Consider the following 16,921-nt stretch of genomic DNA (forward strand, 5'->3'; position numbering starts at 1 on the left):
AATTTATATAATTAAGATTAAAAAATTTAAAAGAGAGTGTTATGAAAGATTTTGTATTTTTAGAAAATGAAGATTTAATTCCTTTAAGTGATAATATTAGCATAGTTCAAAAAGCCTGTAACGAAGAAGTTTTTATAGGAAATTCAAAGCTTTTAAACCCTGAAGTTTATGCACCTGAGATTAATTTTTACCTTAAAAATTCACAAGATGATGTGCTTAAAAAAGCCAAAACTATTGAGTCTTTATATAAGATTAGATCTAAAGTTTATGATTTAGGGCTTGATTTAGAATACACCAAAGAAGTGGGTAAAAATGTAATTATTGTAAGCAATGAGGAACAAAATGAGCTTATAGAAAGCTTAAAAAAACAAGAATACAAGGTTTTAAAACTAAGCAATGAGCAATGTTTGGGTGTTTTAGGTTGCGTGGGCGAGCTTTGCGTGATAGCTTTAAAAGATGATGAGCAAGTAGAGATTGATTGTGATTTTTTCTTATATGATGTAAAAAAAGAAAGTTTTGATCAACAAAGTGGTTGTTATGATTTAACTACTTTAAGTCAAGAAGAACTTATAAAACTTTTAAATTCTAATTCTCCAAAATATAAATTTAGAAATTATATTAGTTATGATGATAGCATTTGTCAATACCATGAAAGAAGAAGTATTCATTGTGGAAAATGTGCTGAAATTTGTCCTAGTGTGGCTATTTTAAAAGATGATGAGCAAAGAAAATTAGAATTTTCCCATGTGGATTGTTTAAGCTGTGGTGATTGTGTGGGGATTTGTCCTAGTGGGGCGCTTGATTATGCACCTATGCCACGCAATAGTTTTTATGAAATTTTAAAATTTTATGAAGATAAAATCATTTTAATTATCCCTGAGAAAATGTCTATAGAAAATTTAAATATCACTTTAAAAGAAGATGTAATGCCTTTTATGATTAAAGGCGAAAGCTATCTTGATCAAGCACATTTTTTAGCTATGCTTCAAACAAGTGGTGCGAGTGTGATTTTTTATAGTGATGGCTTATCGCAAGGTGCTTTAGAAGTGATAGCTTTGATGAATGAAATTTTTCAAAGAAAATTTAAACAAAATGCAATTTTTCTAGCTAAAGATGAAAAAGAACTTTTAGAGGCTATAAAACAAGCGCATTTTATAGAAAATCTTAAATTTATATCTTATAATCCTGCGCTTTTAAAAAGAGAAGATTTTGCTATAAGATTAAGAGAGCTTATAAAAGAAGAAAATTTAGGCAATATCCCAAGCAAAGAATGGATACGCTATGGAAAAATCACTATCAATACAGATACCTGTACCTTATGTCTTTCTTGTGTGGGAGCTTGTAATGTAGGAGCTTTAGTGGCTGATGCTAAGGATAATTCTTTGAAATTTAATGCAAGCTTATGTACTACCTGTGGATATTGTGAGGCAAGTTGTGCTGAAAAAGATACTTTAATGCTTCAAAGAAGTGGGATAGATCTAGAAAAAGAGTATTTTTCTTTTATGGTTTTAGCTCAAGATGAACTTTTTGCTTGTGTAGAGTGCGGGAAAGAATTTGCTACTAAAAAGGCCATTGAAAAAATTGCTAGCATTATGAAGCCAAGATTTATGGGCGATGAGGCTAAGATAAAAACACTATATTGCTGTGCTGAATGTAAAGCAAAAGTAATGATACAAAGTATGAATGTGCTTTAGCCAAAAGGCTTAAGCACTAAGTTTTAATCCCACCACTCCAGTGATGATTAAAATAATAAAAATGATTTTATTAAGAGTAATTGCTTCTTTAAAGATTAAAAATCCCACCACGCTAACTAATGCCAAACCACAACCTGCCCAAGTTGCATAAGCTATGCTTAAATCAATTTTTTTCAAAGCATAAAATAAACCTACTAAAGAAAATGAAAAAAACACCGCAAAAATGATTAAATAAAGATTATTTTTACTTATGCTTGCATACTTCATCGAGCTTGTTGCAATCACTTCAAAAACTATACTAATTGCTAATACTAACCAATGCATTTTATATCCTTTTAAATTAATTTAAAAATGAAACTATAAAAGGATAAAAGGTGGTGCAGTAGGGGCTATAAAATAACCACAAGATAATCTTATCTTCCATTTTGTCCATAAGCTAGTGTAAAATTTTAAGATAAAAAATCCATAAGTCATTTATAACCTTGTAATAATTTATCTTATTTTAGCATTGTTTTTTATATCTTAGTTAAATTTAGCGCAAAAGCTTTTTGACTTAAAAGCACTTCATCATTTTCTTTAAAATCTTTAGCTTCTAAAGGACTTAGCACTACTTGGCTGATTTGATTGCCTATGGCAAGTATGGCTATAAATATGCTATCTTGTTTTTGTAGTTTTAAAATGCGTGCTTTTATGGCAAATTTTTGCGAGCCTTGTGTCTTTAAAAAAACTTCATTAGGCGAGCCTTCTTTGATGATGGCTCCATTTTCTAAAATGATGACTTTGTTAGCTAGTTTATAAACTTCACTTACATCATGGCTGATTAAAATAGTAGTGATTTTATAAGTTTTATGTATATTTAAAAGATAATCATGCAAGTGTAGTTTTATCTCATTATCTAAGGCACTAAATGGCTCATCTAAAAGTAAAAGTTTGGGTTTTTGCATAATAGCTCTTGCTAAAGCTACGCGTTGTTTTTGTCCCCCGCTTAGTTCTAAAATATGACTTTTTTTGTGTTTGCTTAAATCTAAAAGTTCTAAAAGCTCATTAGCAAATTTTAGATCTTTTTTGGCAAAAAGTAAGTTTTGCTCTACATTCATATTTTCAAATAAAGCATAATCTTGAAAAACAAAGCCAAGTTTTCTTTTTTGTGGGCTTAGAAAGTTTTTATCATCAAAAAATATCGTATTATTAAAAGTGCAAATTCCTTGTGCTTTTTCAAAACCTGCTAAAATTCTCAAAAGCGTAGTTTTGCCACTGCCACTTTTTCCAAAAATAGCACAAAAATCTCCTTCTTTAACTTCAAATTTAACCTTAAGTTTAAATTCTTTTCCTTTATTTTTAAAGATTTTTTCAAAGTCAAGTTTTAACATAAATACTCTTTGATAAATAAAGCACTAGGATGTACATAAGCAAATACAAAATCATTTTTTTGATAATTTTGTTCTAAAAACTCATGGGTACTAATTTGAGCTTCGAAAGTGCAAATTTCATTTTTTAATCTTATGATAGTGATGATTTGTCCTTGAAAAATATCAATGATTTTTGCATAAAAGGTATTTAAAAATGAGTTTTCTAAATTTTTTTTACTAAGCAAGCACTCGCTACTTTTAAAAGCTAGTAAAACTTCTTGATCAATGCTTGCTTTTTCATCAAGTTCTAAAGCAAGCATAAATAATTTATGTTTTTTTATAAGAAATTCTACCCAGTTTATATTTTCATGATTTTTTATAGTATTTATTTTAGCTTTAATCATGGGATATTATAGCCATAAGCTTTGAAAATTTCCTTAGCCTTTTTGCTTAAAATAAAATCATAAAATTTCTTAGCTTTGGCATTATCTTTACCATAAGAAGTGATAACAATGCCTTGATTGATTGGTTCATAAAGCTTTGGATCGATTAAAATATAATTTTTTCCTTCTTGGAGTTTATAAGATTTTAGCGTATCTTCATATAAAGCACTTGCTGCTACAAAACCCACATCGGCTGCTTTTAGTGTTTGAGTAAGTGCTTCTCCTATAGATTTTGCCTCGATGATTTTAGCTTTTGTTTGCTCATAAATTTTAGCATTTTGTAAAGTTTCTATGCTAGCTTGACCATAAGGAGCAGCTTTGGGATTAGCTATGGTGATGATTTTGACTTTTTCTTCTTTAAGCGTGTCTAATCCTTTGCTTAAATCCATTCTAACACTGAGTAAAGCTAAAGCTCCTTGAGCATAAATAACAGGTTTTGTACTAGCAAAATTATCATCATACAAGCTTTGTGTAAATTTCATATTTGCAGCCATAAATATATCAAATGGCGCTCCATTTTTGATTTGCGAAACTAAATTTCCACTAGCGCCTAAGCTTACATTGATACTAATATCAGGGTTTTCTTTTTGAAATTCTTTTTGTAAGGCTTTAAAAGCATAAGCTACATTTGCAGCTGCAGCGATATTTACATCAGCACTATAGCCAAAAATACACAAAAAAAGTAGGGTAAAAATTTTTTTCATTTTTTATCCTTTTAATAGTAAATTTTGAAAAAATTATAGCTTATTTTTAAAAGCAAAAATAAATTTATATTTTTTGCATATTTTCTAAGACTTATTTCATAAGCAAATAAAAATTTTTAATTTTTTTAAAGAATATTTTAAAAGCATTTTAATGTAAAAATTTATTTTAATTTTTGTATAATCTGAAATTTCAATTTATAAGATTTAAAGGAAAAAGCTTGTTAAAATACATACTAACTTTGTGTTTATTTTTTAACACTTTGATTTTAGCAAATGACTTTGAAGATTTTGAACAAGAATATCAAAAAAAAGAAGTCAAAGATAGCTTTTATACCTATAATAAAGCTATGAGTAAATTTAATTATGATCTTTATACTTATTTTTTAAGACCGGTTGTGCTTTCTTATAAAAGTGTTACTCCAAGCTTTATAAGAACAGGTGTGAAAAATGCTTTTGACACCACAAGATCACCTTTTAGATTTATCAATCATCTTTTAAGTTTAGAATTTAGAAAAGCTGGTGAGGAATTTGGAAGATTTTGTGTAAATGTGATTTTTGGATTTGGGTTGTTAGATAGTGCGAGCAAAACTTCTTTAAAAAGTTATGAAGCTGATTTTGGAACGACTTTGGGTAAATGGGGAGTGGGTAGTGGAGCGCATTTAGTACTTCCACTTTTAGGTCCTTATAATGTAAGAGATGCTTTAGCTTTACCTGTAAATTGGTTTATGGTGCCTGAGGGATATATTGAGAATTTTTGGGTTGGTGTGGGTGTAAATGCTGCATTAAAACTCAATGAATTAAGTTTTGAGTATGAAAAAATAGATGATATTTACCAAAATAGTGTAGATTATTATACTTTTATACGCGATGCGTATGAACAAAGACGCCAAGAACTCATCAAATAAGGAGATAAAATGAAAAAAATCATAGTTTTGCTTTGTAGTGTAATATTTGCTTTTGCTCTAAATTTGCAAGATATTTCTAAAACTATGCAAGAAAAGATCGATGAGAGTTTAAAAATTTTAGATCAAAATAAAAACAATAAAGCTAAAGCAGCGGAAAAAATCTTTGCTTTATTTGATGGTGTTTTTGATTATGAGCTTATGGCTAAGCTTAGTCTTTCTACAAGATATGAAAAATTAAGCGAAAACGAAAAAAATGAATTTAACAAAGCCTTTGAAAAAAATCTTAAAAAAAGTTTCACGGATAAGCTTGCTTTGTATGATTCTCAAAAATTAAAAGTGATTAATTTAGAAGAAAAAAACAAAAGAGTCTTTTTGAAAACTTCTATGATGGTAGATGGCAAAGAAAATTTTGTAATCTTTAAATTTTATGATAAAAATAATGATTGGCAAATTTATGATGTAGATATTTTTGGTATAAGTATCATACAAACTTATCGCTCACAATTTAAAGATGTCTTGCAAAATGGTGATTTTAAAACCTTGCTTGAAAAGCTTTCTAGTGTTGATTTTTCTAAATAATGCTAAGTAAAATTTTAAAAATCTTTCTTAATTTCCCAAAGCTAACTTTGGGGATTACTTTAGTCTTTTGTATATTTTTTAGTTTTTTTGCTAAAAATTTAAGTGTTGATGCAAGTGCTGAAAGCTTGCTTTTAGAGCATGATGAGGGTTTGAAACTATATAGAGAAGTTTCAGCGCGTTATGGTAATGATAATTTTTTAATGCTTGCTTTTGCTCCTAAAAATAAAGATATTTTTACTAAAGAAAATTTAGAAACTATAAAAAACTTAACTCTTGATTTAGAAAAAATCAATGGTGTGCAAAAGGTATTTTCTATCGCTAATGCGCCTTTGCTTGCAAGTTCTAAAGGCAAAGAGTTAAAAGAGCTTATCCAAAATACACCTAATATTTTTAGTCAAGATGTGGATATTAATCTGGCTAAAAAAGAAATTTTAAACCAACCCTTTTATAAAAATAATATCATCTCAAAAGATGGAAAAACAACGGGAATTTTGATTTATCTAGCACCTGATCTTGTTTATAATGACTTGATTAATTCAAGAGATAATGCAAAAAGTGAAAATGAAAAAGAGCATTTTAGAGCCTTGATTAAAAAACACCAAGAAAGCTCAAGGGAATTTAGCGCAAAAAGATTAGAAGAAATTACTAAAATAGTATCTAAATATAGTCAAAATGGAGACTTTTTACACCTTGGCGGTGTAGAAATGATTGCTAATGATATGATTAATTATGTAAAAAGTGACTTAAAAATTTATGGACTTAGTTTAGTAGGACTTTTATTTATAGCACTTTGGTGGTTTTTTGGCTCTTTGCGTTTGGTGTTTTTGGCTTTGGGAATTTGTGTGATTTCACTTTTTACTTCAAGCGGGATTTTCGCGCTTTTGGGCTTTGATATTACTGTGGTATCTTCAAACTATGTAGCTTTAGTGCTTATTATCACTGTTTCTGTTGTGATACACTTAATCGTGCATTTTATAGAAAATTTACACAAACACCCAAAAGCTAGTGTTTATAAGCTTTTACTCTCAACCTTACTTGATAAAGCAAGTCCTAGCTTTTTTGCTATTTTAACCACAGTTGTTGGGTTTTTAAGTTTTGTTTTTTCAGATATTGAGCCTATTATTAAACTTGGTATTATGATGAGTCTTGGTATCAGCGTGAGTTTGATTTTAGCTTATATTTATTTTGCAAGCATTTTGGTATTAATGCCACGTTTAAATTTTAAAGAGCTTAATCAAAATTCGTTGAAATTTTTAAGTTTTTGTGCAAATGTAAGTTTAAAACATAGAAAAATTATCTATGGCATAAGTTTATTTTGTGTGGCTTTTGCTTTGTATGGAATTTTACAAATTAAAGTAGAAAATAGCTTTGTGAGTTATTTTAAAGATAGTTCTAGGATCAAACAAGGTTTGTTGATTATAGATAAAGAGCTAGGTGGAACTATGCCTTTAGATGTGATTGTCAAATTTAAGCAAGGTCCAAAACAAAATGAAAGCTTAGATGAGTTTGAACAAGAATTTGATGATTTAGCCAAAGATGATAGGTATTTTTTTAGTAGTGAAAAAACAAGAATAGCTGCTAAGGTTCATGAGTTTTTAAGTAAGCAAAAATATGTAGGCTCTGTGCTTAGCTTGCAAAGTTTGCTAGAGCTTGGAAAAAGCATTAATGATGGCAAGGCTTTAGATGATTTTGCCTTAGCGTTTTTATATGAAAATTTAGATGAGAATTTTAAAAAGCAAGTTTTAACCCCTTTTGTAAGTGTAGAAAATAATGAGTTGCGATTTAGCGTGCGTATGCTAGATAGTGATCCAAATTTAAGACGCGATGCTTTTTTAAAACAGCTTGAAAAAGACCTAAAAGAACTTTTACAAAATGATAATGTAGAGGTTAAAATCAGTGGTATTATGCCTTTGTATAACAATATGCTTCAAAGTCTTTTTTCATCACAATTTGACACTTTAGCCTTTGTGGTGCTTGTGATTTTTGCTTTGTTTGTGGTGATTTTTAGAAGTTTTGTTTATGCTTTTGTGGCAATTTTGGCCAATCTCATACCTTTAGCTTTAGTATTTGGTTTAATGGGTGTTTTAAATATACCACTTGATATTATGAGTATTACCATAGCTGCTATTTGTATAGGAATAGGGGTTGATGATATGATTCATTATATTCATCGTTTTAAAGAAGAATTAAAACATAAAAGCTTAGAAGAGGCTATAAAAGCTTCGCATATGGGTATAGGAAGTGCGATTTATTATACTAGTGTTACGATTATTCTAGGTTTTTTAGTGATGATTAGCAGTAATTTTATCCCGACGATTTATTTTGGTTTGCTTACGGTTTTGGCTATGAGTTTGCTTTTATTTGGTTCGCTTTTTTTATTACCAAGTTTTATTTTAAGCTATCATTATCTTAAGCAAAATTATAATAAAGTAAAATCCAAATCACATAAACACCAAAAGCAATAAGCATATATTTTATAAATTGTTTCATTAATGTTCCATTTTTTCTAATGCTCTTAAGATATAAGTAGCAAACATTAGTGCTTGTGAGCGATGTGAAATTTTTAATTTTACTTGCTCATCTAATTCGCCTAAGGTTTTATCAAAACCTTTTGGGATAAATAAAGGATCATATCCAAAGCCATTATTACCCCTTGGAGTATCAATAGCAAGGCCATGCATATATCCATGCGTGCTAAAATGTCCATATTTTGAGCTTATGGCTATGGCTGCAGTGTAAAAAGCTTTGCTTTGATGTAAGTTTTTTTCATGTAAAGATTGGATGAGTTTGTTTCTATTGGCCTCATCAGTGCCTTCTTGAGAGTATCTTGCAGAAAAAATCCCTGGTGCATTGTCTAAAGCCTCTACGCTTATACCACTATCATCACTTAAGGTGATAAATTCATCTTGTTTTTTGCCTAAAGCATTAAAAATAGCTTTAGATTTTATCAAAGCATTTTCTTTAAAACTTGTGCCATCTTCGATGATTTCAAAAGGAGTGATGATTTCATTTAAGGCATAAATTTCGTAAGTAGTTAAAAATTTTTTGATTTCTTCTACTTTGTGTGCGTTAGAAGTTGCTAGAATGATTTTTAATTTTTTCTTCATAAATTACTCTTTTTGTTTTGACTTTAAAAAAAGTTTATCAAAATCATAGTAAAATTATCCTTTATAAGGAGAAAAGATGTTAAAAACCGTTTTACCTTTGTCTTTTATTGTAGGAACTAGATTTTTTGGATTGTTTATAGTTTTACCGGTTTTAAGTTTATATGCTTTAAATTTAAAAGGAGCCAATGAGTTTTTAGTAGGGCTTTTAGTAGGTGTGTATGCTCTAACCCAAATGGCATTGCAAGTTCCTTTTGGTATTATTTCAGATAAAATAGGGCGTAAAAAAACTATGTTAATAGGACTTGTGGTGTTTATCATAGGTTCTTTGGTGTGTTCATATGCTGATGATATTTATACAATGATGTTTGGAAGGCTTTTACAAGGAGCAGGAGCCATAGGAGCAGTAGCTACTGCTATGATAAGTGATTTTATCAATGAAGAAAATCGTGGTAAGGCTATGGCTATCATGGGTTCATTTATAGGACTTTCTTTTGCAGCTTCTTTAGTGCTTTCTCCTTTAATGAGTGCTAAATTTGGACTTTCAAGTTTGTTTGATTTAAGTGCGATTTTGAGTTTAATTTGTATCGTGCTTTTATTTAGCGTTGTGCCAAAAGAGCATACAATAGTACATGAAAATACTAAAACTCCATTAAAAAAACTTTTAAAAGAAAAAAACTTAGCTTTGATGAATCTTACTAATTGTATGCAAAAAATGCTTATGAGTATTGCGTTTTTAAGTATTCCTTTGGTTTTAGTACATGAGTTTAATTACCCAAGTGAGAATTTATGGCATGTTTATGTTAGCTCTATGGTGCTTGGGTTTTTAGCTATGGGTTTATCAGGATCTTTAGGAGAAAAAAGAGGCTTAAGCAAAGAAATATTGCTTTTAGGTGTGGCATTTTTCATCATTGCTTATATTATATTTGCTTTTTCACATAATGCTTTAGTGTTTATGGTGGGTGTTGTAGTGTTTTTTATAGGATTTAATTTACATGAGCCTATTATGCAAAGTTGTGCGAGTAAATTTGCTAAGGTAAATGAAAAAGGTGCGGCTTTGGGTGTGTTTAATGCTTTTGGCTATTTTGGAAGCTTTTTAGGTGGTGTCGTTGGAGGGTATTTTTTACACCATTTTAGTTTAGTTACTCTTGCTTTTATTTTGATAGCTTTGTCTGTAATTTGGTTTGTGTTACTTTTGTTTTTACAAAGTCCGGCAGATTTTAAAAACGTCTATTTATCTTTAGAAACAAAACATGATTTAAATAATATTAAAGGTATAAATGGAGTTTTAGATGTGTATAAAAACTCTAAATTTTTAGTGATTAAATATAATAAAAAACTTACAAGCGAAGAAGAAATTTTAGCGATTATTGAAAAATAATCGCTTTTATACAAAATGCTTTTCTTTTAAAATCACATATAATTTTAAAGTAGAAATAAAGAAAGTTAAAATAGCAGGTCCAAGGATAATACCCCAAAAGCCAAAACTTGAAATTCCTGCTATCATCGCAAAGAAAATTAAAAGTTCGTTAATTTGCGTTGGAATTTGAACAAGTTTTTCATTGATCCATTTAATGATATAGGGTTTTACTAAAGTATCTGCGATAAAAGATATCATTATCACGCTATAAATGAAAATCACTAAAGCACCGCTTAAATTGTTATTTGCAAATTCATATAAAGAAACAGGTATATAAACTAAGGCCCCACCTACCACAGGGATTAAAGAGCTAAAGCAAAATAATATCCCCATTAAAATCGCATCATAACCATAAAATTTAGTAATGATAGCAAAAAGCACCCCTTGTAAAATAGCATTTAACACCATAGAGTAAAACACCACAGACATTACATTACTCACTTCGCTTAAAATGCCTTGAGTTTCTTCTTTTTTCATAGGTACTATGCTTTTTATATAGCCAATGAGTTGGGCTCCATAAAGATTAGCAAAGAAATAAAACACGCAAATTAATACCATATCAGTTAGAAATTTAGTGCCAAATTTAGTTGCGCTTGAAAGATAGGTTAAAACATTTTTAGAGATAGAATTTAAGTCAATACTTGCTAGTGCTTCTTTGATTTTGGGTTCTATAAAACTTAAAGATTCAGGTAGGTGTAAAGAATAATTTTTAAAATATTCTATGGTATTGTGAAAATAGCTTATATCAAAACCTTTTGCAGCCTTTGCTAGTTCTATAATAGCATATACAAAAGGGATAAAAAATAAAGCTAACATAAAAGCAGTAGTAGCTGCTGCTGCAACGACTTTTTTACCTTTGAAAATACTTAAGAATTTAACATTAACATTAGAAGTAGAAACGGCCATTAAACTTGCTATGGCTATATTCATCAAAAAAGGTTTAAACAAAAAAAGCACCCAAAATAAAATAAATAAAATAAAACTAATCAAGAAAAAATTACTACTTTTCATCAAATAAACCCTTGTTGTATTTTAATTTTAAAACATCAAAGCTTTTTAAGCTCGCAATGCGGCCTTTGGCTGTTCTTTCTATATAACCATTTGCTAGTAAATATGGCTCTATCACATCTTCTATGGTATTTTCATCCTCACTTAATGCTGCAGCTATACTAGAAAGTCCTATAGGTTTTCTTTTAGCTTCAGTTAAAAGCTCTAAATACCGCAAATCCATCGCGTCAAAACCAAGCTCATTTACCCCTAAAGAATCAAGTGCTTCTTTAGCTCTTTTTTCGCTAATGATTTCTTCATCATTTACATCAGCAAAGTCTCTTACACGCTTAAGTAATCTTAATGCAATCCTTGGGGTTGAGCGACTGCGTTTGGCTATTTCCAAAGAAGCTTTTTTTTCACAAGTTTTATTAAGCTTTAGAGCTGCTTTTTCTAAAATGATAGCAAGCTCTTCATTTTTATAAAATTCCAAGCGAAATTGCATACCAAAGCGATCGCGTAAAGGATTACTTAGCATACCTGCTCTTGTAGTAGCACCAATGAGTGTAAATTTAGGTAAATCGATTTTGATTGTTTGTGCAGCGGGGCCACTACCGATGATAATATCAAGACGAAAATCCTCCATAGCAGGGTAAAGCACTTCTTCTATAGCAGGACTTAAGCGATGAATTTCATCGATAAATAAAATATCTCCCTCGCTAAGATTAGTTAAAATCGCAGCTAAATCTCCGCTTTTTTCTATCATGGGTGCAGCGGTAGTTTTGATATTTGCATTCATTTCATATGAGATAATGTTTGCTAAAGTTGTTTTACCAAGTCCTGCAGGCCCACTAAAAAGGATATGATCTAGACATTCATTTCTTTTTTTAGCAGCTTTGATGAAAATTTCTAAATTTTTTTTAATGTTTTCTTGTCCTATGTAACCATCAAAATTTGAAGGTCTAAGGCTTGTTTCATAAGTTTCATCAGGGGAGAATTTTTCAATCTCTACGATTCTATCCATATTTTTTCCATTTTATTTTGTAAGAAATTTTAATTTTATCTAAAATTTGCTAAAATAAACATTTAAACTTAGATTATAGAAGTTTTTATGGGAATTTTAGAGCAATTAGAGTTAGATTACGAGCTTGAAGAAATCGAGCGTTTTTTGTATTTTTTTAGAAGTCTTTGTGATGTTTTAGAGCCTTTGATAGTAAAGCTAAGCAGTGATAGCTCAAAATACAAAGAAGCTTTAAAAGACTTAGAACAAAATATTCACAATGTAGTTTGGGCTGCTAAAAGATTAAATTTAGATGAGATTGCAAATTTTTGCACATTCTGTGAGGAAATTATGCAAGAAGCAGCTAAATTTGACGGGCCTGCTAGTGATGAATTTGTGGATTGGATGTTTTTAGTGGGTGAGCAGCTTGATAGATATTGCAGTGATTATGAAAAAAATGCTTCTTTTTTAAGTGTATTTAACCCTCAAATTGCAAATGTTCCTGATAAAATTTCTAAATAACGGGGACGACTTGGCTTCGACAGGAGTAGAGTGGCCTTGGTGGCATGTCGCTTTGAGCAAAGCGTATAAAGCTCAAATTAAAATTAAACGCAAACAACGTTAAATTTGCTCCTGCTTACGCTAAAGCTGCGTAAGTTCAGTTGAGCCTGAATTTTAAGTCATACTATCTAGCTTAGAATTTGGTCATTTTTGATAGTGTAGATTGAAATTTGACAAGTTTTGATTGAAGTTAAAGTCTTAGTCTAGCTTGAAATTTTGGAAGGTGAGTTTGGCTAGATGAAATTTTCACCTTTGCTAAGCATGTAGATGCCGTGGTTGTTTTATTTTTGGACAGGGGTTCAATTCCCCTCGTCTCCACCAAATTTAATCTTTCATAAAAACTATATCGTTTTTTTGTATTTTTACTAGTTAAGTTGTTTTTAATATAAAAAATTATGGGAAAAAATGTAGATTTTGTTTATAAAATAGTAGATTTATAGGCGATAATATAATTCTTAAATAAGGAAATAAATAATACTCTTAAATCATAGAGTATTATTTTGTATTTTTTAGATGTTTAATCATCCTTATGCTGATTATTCTTGACTAGTGCATCTCTTATATCGATGATAAGATAAATTAGAAAAAAGCTTAAAAATATTACTATAAAAAACCCAATAAGTGTTGCCAAGCCTGCTGCAAAATCTTGCGTAAACATTATTGCAATAGAATAACCAATCGCTGTAATAAAACTTAATATGGTTATTATATCTAGCAAAGTTCTACCAAATTTTATGATTAAATTTTTAATCATGATTACTCCTTGATGAAAAATTGCTAATTATAGCAAAAACATAATTTTAATTAATGGAAGATTGTAAAATTATTTGAAGTTTAGATTTTCTTTGCAAGGCTATCCTTGCAAAGAATTTATACAAATAAAGAATTTACACTTTCATTGTGATAAACTCTGCGTATTACCTCTCCAAAAATAGGTGCTACGCTTAGGACTTTGATTTTATCCATTTGTTGTTTTAAAGGTATAGTGTCAGTTACTACTAGCTCATCAAGCGCATCTTTAGCTATTCTTTCATAAGCTACACCACTAAGTACAGGGTGAGTACAGCAAGCTATAACTGACTTTGCGCCTTTGCTTTTAAATACTTCAGCAGCTTTTACTATGGTTCCTGCTGTATCGATGATATCATCTACTAAGATCACTTCTTTATCTTTTACATCGCCGATGACATTCATTACTTCGCTTTCATTAGCTTTTTCGCGTCTTTTATCTACTATAACTATATCAAGCCCTAAAGCTTTTGCCACGCTTCTAGCTCTTGCTATACCACCTATGTCAGGACTTGCGATGATAGGATTTTTATAGTTTTTATTTTTAATATAATCATTAAAAATAATACTTCCATAAAGATTATCCACAGGTATATCAAAAAAGCCTTGAATTTGTCCAGCATGTAAGTCTATGGTAGCTACTCTATCCACTCCTGCTGATTCTATAAGATTTGCTACTAATTTTGCAGTAATAGGCACCCTAGGGCTTGCTTTTCTATCTTGTCTGGCATAGCCAAAATAAGGGATGATAGCTGTGATAGAGCTTGCACTTGAGCGACGCAAAGCATCTGTCATGATTAAAAGCTCCATTAGATTATCATTCGTTGGAGCACAAGTACTTTGTATGATAAATACATCTTTACCACGCACGCTTTCATCTATTTGAATGCTAATTTCACCATCGCTAAAACGCTTTACACCTGCATTGCTTAGAGGCAATGAAAGGTATTTTGAGATTTTTTTAGCAAATTCTTCATTTGCTGAACCAGAAAATATTTTATATCCACGCATATATAAGCCTTAGAAAGTTTTTTGTGATGATATAAAAAGTTTTTTAAAAATACAATAAAACACATTAAAAGCCGTGCAATCTTTTTAAATCCGCATCAATAGGAAATTTATTTCCATCTTTATCTACGCTCACATAGGTTACTACAGCTGAAGTTACATGCATACAATACACACGGCCATATTCATTAGCTCTTTGAGTAACTACTTCTACTGCTACGGTGATAGAGGTATTACCTGCTTTGATTATTTTTGCATAGCAAGATACCAAATCGCCTACGAAAATTGGCTCCTTAAAAATGATTTTATCCACTGCTACGGTTACTACTCTTTGCGGAGAAAGCTCCCTTGCGGCAATGGCTCCAGCTAGATCAATTTGTGACATGATCCAACCACCAAAGATATTACCAGCGGGGTTTGTATTGCTTGGCATAGCTATAACTCTTAGCTTAGGTTCTCCCATATCTTTCATACATTCTCCTTGTGTTTTAAAAAAAACATTATAATTAAGTTTTAAAAATAAAGAAAGGTAAAAAATGAATGATTTTAAGCAAATAGCAAAAATTGTGAAAAATAGGAAACAAAATATCAATAGTCTTTATAATATACTTCAAACTAATCAAAGTCATCCTTTGATAGATAGAGCTTTAGAACTAGCTAATCTTGAAAATGAAAAAAGCAATGTTTTAGCAATGTTGCGTCGTTTGGTGGATTTAAAAGAGGAAAATTTAGTCCAAGAACTTGAGAAAAAAGGTTTAAATGAAGAAGAAATTTCTCAAATAAAATATAAAGTTTTTTCTTTGGTAAGAGCCTTTTATGAAGTAGAACACCAAGATTTAATCGATGAGATTAAGAGTAAAAATTTACTTGATGAGTTTTATTTGGCTTTAGTTCAAGGTGTGCATAATATAGGTGTAGTTATGAATTCTTTTGAGCTTGTTTGGAGCAAGCAAATTTTAGATACAAATAATAAAATCTTAAAAGAACAATTTCCAAATTTAAGTGATGCTTTGGAGTTTTTAAAGCAAAATGAGCTTTATCAGCTTAATCAAGATGGTGAAATTTGCGAAAGAAGCTATGGGGCTTTAGTTAAAATAGGAACACTTTGGAGATTTTTACCTTATGCAAAAGCTTTTGAAAATGAGGTTTTAAAGCTTGAATATGAGTTTGATAAACTTTTAGAAAAACTAAAAAATTGTGCGTTAGATGATGAAAAAAATGCTTATATTGATTATATAGAAAAATTAAAATTTGCTTTTTGTGAAAAAGATAATAATGAAGTAGTTAAAAAATGGCAAGAAGCAGAGCTTGCGTGGATGGAAGTAAAATATCCATTGCAAATTGGCCATCCTTTAGAATACTATGAGGACTCTTATACGCATGCAGTAGCACTTGAGTGGGATATACGCTTAGAAGATGTGAGTGATTTTAATGGGAGTGATTTTAAAGATAAAATCAAAGAAAGCTTTGCAATGGTGTATGCAAATTTAGATGAAGAAGATGAAGCTTTGTTTGATGAAGTGAATTTTAATCTTGAAAAAACTCAGCTTTATATTTGCATGCCTATGATTTTTTATGGAGCAGAGCTTAAGGGGCTTTTTTCTGCTCAAGTAGTGCCAAATGATGAATATGTAAGCAATATAGCAGGTAAAAAGATCTTTGCTTTTTTAAATTATGTTTATGAAAATGCTAAAACCAAGCCTTTTATGAAGCTTTCTTCTATGGTATTTGAAAAAGAATTTTTAGATTATGGTAGAGAAATTTTATTTTATAATGAAAAATTATGGAAAAGAATTTATGAAGTTTCTACCATAGGTCATGAGTTTGGACATATTTTCTTTGTAGCAAATGATAGCGAAAAGAAAATGAATGAAAGTGGCGTGTTTAAAAATATAGAAGAGTTTAAAGCTACTGCGGGTGGGCTTGTGAATTTCTTTTTGCATGAAGAAGATGATTTAAAGCTTCCAGTGTTTTATGAGCTTATTAAAAGGGCTATAGGATTGATCGCTTGGCAAAAAGTAGAGGAGGTTAAGCCTTATTATACTGAAGGTTTGATTCATTTATCATTGTTGTTTAAATCAGGGGTGTTATCTTTTGCAAATGAGAAATTAAACATTAAATTTGATGAGGAAGCTTATGAAGCCTTTAAGGCTGTGTTTATGCAAAATTATTATAAGCTAGCAAGACATTATATGCTAAAAGAAGATGCTAAAAATTATTTAGAAGAATTTTGTGTTTTAGAAGATGAGGTATTTTTACCACTTGATGAAGAGTGTAAGGAATTTGTAAAATACTACTATGAATTACATAAACTTTATGGTAATGAAATCGATGAAAGCGGAGAGTTTGAAAAATACTCTAATGTAAAATAAAATTTT

17 protein-coding genes and 1 other RNA gene are annotated in these 16,921 nt (G+C 30.1%); 8 read left to right on the forward strand and 10 right to left on the reverse strand.

The window, feature by feature from the left end:
- The first annotated feature begins 41 nt into the window (after nucleotides 1–41).
- Nucleotides 42–1,694 carry a 4Fe-4S dicluster domain-containing protein gene (locus tag L8X40_RS02450; protein ID WP_214125739.1) on the forward strand — a complete coding sequence of 551 codons (1,653 nt, stop codon included), beginning with the start codon at nucleotides 42–44 and terminating at the stop codon, nucleotides 1,692–1,694.
- Between the two features lie 9 nt (nucleotides 1,695–1,703).
- Here the strand turns inward: L8X40_RS02450 and L8X40_RS02455 are convergent, their stop codons facing one another.
- From L8X40_RS02455 to modA, 4 genes are all read right to left on the reverse strand, one after another.
- Nucleotides 1,704–2,018 carry a DMT family transporter gene (locus L8X40_RS02455; RefSeq protein ID WP_263667210.1) on the reverse strand — a complete coding sequence of 105 codons (315 nt, stop codon included), beginning with the start codon at nucleotides 2,016–2,018 and terminating at the stop codon, nucleotides 1,704–1,706.
- A 191-nt stretch (nucleotides 2,019–2,209) separates the two neighbouring features.
- Nucleotides 2,210–3,064 (reverse strand): ABC transporter ATP-binding protein, encoded by an 855-nt coding sequence (locus tag L8X40_RS02460; protein ID WP_214125743.1) that lies wholly within the window; start codon nucleotides 3,062–3,064, stop codon nucleotides 2,210–2,212.
- Nucleotides 3,058–3,447, reverse strand: a complete 390-nt coding sequence (locus tag L8X40_RS02465) for a hypothetical protein (RefSeq protein WP_261545139.1) — start codon at nucleotides 3,445–3,447, stop codon at nucleotides 3,058–3,060. Before L8X40_RS02465 ends, L8X40_RS02460 begins: the two co-directional genes overlap by 7 nt.
- On the reverse strand, nucleotides 3,444–4,190 hold the full coding sequence (gene modA, locus L8X40_RS02470) for a molybdate ABC transporter substrate-binding protein (RefSeq protein WP_263667211.1): 747 nt from the start codon (nucleotides 4,188–4,190) through the stop codon (nucleotides 3,444–3,446). Before modA ends, L8X40_RS02465 begins: the two co-directional genes overlap by 4 nt.
- 218 nt (nucleotides 4,191–4,408) lie before the next feature.
- Here modA and L8X40_RS02475 point away from each other — a divergent pair, with 218 nt between their 5' ends.
- The 3 genes from L8X40_RS02475 to L8X40_RS02485 are packed head-to-tail and all read left to right on the forward strand — an operon-like array spanning nucleotide 4,409 to nucleotide 8,139.
- Nucleotides 4,409–5,095 carry a VacJ family lipoprotein gene (locus L8X40_RS02475; protein ID WP_087700468.1) on the forward strand — a complete coding sequence of 229 codons (687 nt, stop codon included), beginning with the start codon at nucleotides 4,409–4,411 and terminating at the stop codon, nucleotides 5,093–5,095.
- A 9-nt stretch (nucleotides 5,096–5,104) separates the two neighbouring features.
- The gene (locus L8X40_RS02480) at nucleotides 5,105–5,674 is read left to right on the forward strand and encodes an ABC transporter substrate-binding protein (protein WP_214100200.1); all 570 of its coding nucleotides are present in this window, start codon (nucleotides 5,105–5,107) and stop codon (nucleotides 5,672–5,674) included.
- On the forward strand, nucleotides 5,674–8,139 hold the full coding sequence (locus L8X40_RS02485; RefSeq protein WP_214135941.1) for an efflux RND transporter permease subunit: 2,466 nt from the start codon (nucleotides 5,674–5,676) through the stop codon (nucleotides 8,137–8,139). The genes L8X40_RS02480 and L8X40_RS02485 overlap by 1 nt, the downstream gene beginning before the upstream one ends.
- Nucleotides 8,140–8,163: 24 nt before the next feature.
- Here L8X40_RS02485 and rdgB read toward each other — a convergent pair whose 3' ends face one another.
- Entirely contained in the window at nucleotides 8,164–8,781 is a 618-nt protein-coding gene (gene rdgB, locus L8X40_RS02490) for an RdgB/HAM1 family non-canonical purine NTP pyrophosphatase (RefSeq protein ID WP_214100198.1), read from the reverse strand.
- Nucleotides 8,782–8,857: 76 nt separating this feature from the next.
- On the opposite strand from rdgB, the gene L8X40_RS02495 reads away from it, so the two are divergent.
- The gene (locus tag L8X40_RS02495; RefSeq protein WP_214135942.1) at nucleotides 8,858–10,159 is read left to right on the forward strand and encodes an MFS transporter; all 1,302 of its coding nucleotides are present in this window, start codon (nucleotides 8,858–8,860) and stop codon (nucleotides 10,157–10,159) included.
- A gap of 6 nt (nucleotides 10,160–10,165) precedes the next feature.
- Here L8X40_RS02495 and L8X40_RS02500 read toward each other — a convergent pair whose 3' ends face one another.
- Both L8X40_RS02500 and ruvB read right to left on the reverse strand, forming a co-directional pair.
- Nucleotides 10,166–11,209, reverse strand: coding sequence for an AI-2E family transporter (locus tag L8X40_RS02500; protein WP_214135943.1), 1,044 nt, complete (start codon nucleotides 11,207–11,209; stop codon nucleotides 10,166–10,168).
- Nucleotides 11,199–12,209: a Holliday junction branch migration DNA helicase RuvB gene (ruvB, locus tag L8X40_RS02505; protein ID WP_039619088.1), complete on the reverse strand. Its 1,011-nt coding sequence runs from the start codon at nucleotides 12,207–12,209 to the stop codon at nucleotides 11,199–11,201. The genes L8X40_RS02500 and ruvB overlap by 11 nt, the downstream gene beginning before the upstream one ends.
- A gap of 87 nt (nucleotides 12,210–12,296) precedes the next feature.
- Between ruvB and L8X40_RS02510 the strand changes: the two genes are divergently transcribed.
- Together L8X40_RS02510 and ssrA are read left to right on the forward strand one after the other, a co-directional pair.
- Nucleotides 12,297–12,707 (forward strand): hypothetical protein, encoded by a 411-nt coding sequence (locus L8X40_RS02510; RefSeq protein WP_039619086.1) that lies wholly within the window; start codon nucleotides 12,297–12,299, stop codon nucleotides 12,705–12,707.
- A gap of 1 nt (nucleotide 12,708) precedes the next feature.
- Nucleotides 12,709–13,067: a transfer-messenger RNA gene (ssrA, locus tag L8X40_RS02515) on the forward strand.
- Nucleotides 13,068–13,263: 196 nt separating this feature from the next.
- On the opposite strand, the gene L8X40_RS02520 is transcribed toward ssrA, so the two are convergent.
- The 3 genes from L8X40_RS02520 to L8X40_RS02530 form a co-directional block, all read right to left on the reverse strand.
- The gene (locus tag L8X40_RS02520; RefSeq protein ID WP_087699218.1) at nucleotides 13,264–13,500 is read right to left on the reverse strand and encodes a hypothetical protein; all 237 of its coding nucleotides are present in this window, start codon (nucleotides 13,498–13,500) and stop codon (nucleotides 13,264–13,266) included.
- Between the two features lie 116 nt (nucleotides 13,501–13,616).
- Nucleotides 13,617–14,546, reverse strand: a complete 930-nt coding sequence (locus L8X40_RS02525) for a ribose-phosphate pyrophosphokinase (protein ID WP_039619082.1) — start codon at nucleotides 14,544–14,546, stop codon at nucleotides 13,617–13,619.
- Between the two features lie 64 nt (nucleotides 14,547–14,610).
- Nucleotides 14,611–15,015, reverse strand: a complete 405-nt coding sequence (locus tag L8X40_RS02530; protein WP_012661971.1) for an acyl-CoA thioesterase — start codon at nucleotides 15,013–15,015, stop codon at nucleotides 14,611–14,613.
- A 64-nt stretch (nucleotides 15,016–15,079) separates the two neighbouring features.
- Between L8X40_RS02530 and ciaB the strand changes: the two genes are divergently transcribed.
- Nucleotides 15,080–16,915: an invasion protein CiaB gene (gene ciaB / locus L8X40_RS02535; RefSeq protein WP_263667213.1), complete on the forward strand. Its 1,836-nt coding sequence runs from the start codon at nucleotides 15,080–15,082 to the stop codon at nucleotides 16,913–16,915.
- The last annotated feature ends 6 nt before the right edge of the window (nucleotides 16,916–16,921 follow it).

The organism is Campylobacter sp. CNRCH_2013_0855 (assembly GCF_025773025.1).
Classification (GTDB): domain Bacteria; phylum Campylobacterota; class Campylobacteria; order Campylobacterales; family Campylobacteraceae; genus Campylobacter_D; species Campylobacter_D jejuni_C.